The organism is Streptomyces sp. CA189 (genome assembly GCF_056428985.1).
In genome coordinates this window covers 1-558 of the sequence record NZ_JBWJVM010000212.1, presented here as the reverse complement: position 1 = coordinate 558, position 558 = coordinate 1, and the positions used below count along the sequence as shown (strand labels likewise).

The window sequence follows — 558 nt, the reverse complement described above, 5'->3', positions numbered from 1 at the left end:
GGCAGGGGAAGATACCCACCTGTCATGGATCAATGTCCGCGCCCGGCCCGACTCCTAGTGTCGCCGGCTCCCGACTCTCTCTCACGGATGAAAGGGCAATGCACCTTCTTGAACGTCAACACGATATCCAGCCCCTCTCGCGGGCAGACATGACCATCCACCTCAATGGCCAGCCCGTCGCGGCGGCTGCCGGTGAGACCGTGCTCAACGTGCTCAATGCCGTGGGCCTGCGCCGGCTCGCGCGCAACGACCATGGCCAGGCCAGCGGCGCCTTCTGCGGCATGGGCGTATGCCACTGCTGCCTGGTCGCCATCGACGGCCGGCCCAAGCGCCGCGCCTGCCAGACCGTCGTCCGGCCGGGCATGCGGGTGGAAACCGAAAGCAACCGCTTCGACCGGGAGGAACGGCCATGAACCTGCGCCCGGTGATCGTCGGCGGCGGCTCGGCCGGCATGGCCGCAGCCATCGAGCTGGCCAGGCGCGGGGTCCCCTGCGTCCTCTTCGACGAGGCCTCGCGTCCCGGCGGGGTGGTCTATCGCGGCCCCTTGCGGGCCGGCGT

The 558-nt window shown here is 69.7% G+C and carries 2 protein-coding genes; both read left to right on the top strand.

Annotated elements, in window-relative coordinates; translation table 11 throughout:
- The first annotated feature begins 98 nt into the window (after positions 1-98).
- Positions 99-413: a cyanide-forming glycine dehydrogenase subunit HcnA gene (gene hcnA / locus AC061S_RS44580; RefSeq protein WP_003089025.1), complete on the top strand. Its 315-nt coding sequence runs from the start codon at positions 99-101 to the stop codon at positions 411-413.
- A partial coding sequence (locus tag AC061S_RS44575) for an FAD-dependent oxidoreductase (RefSeq protein WP_478691597.1) occupies positions 410-558 on the top strand: 149 nt, incomplete at its 3' end. The genes hcnA and AC061S_RS44575, both read left to right, overlap by 4 nt.

Coding starts and splice junctions, on each gene's coding strand:
- hcnA (WP_003089025.1), top strand. CDS start 99: ATGCACCTTCTTGAACGTCAACACGATATCCAGCCCCTCTCGCGGGCA.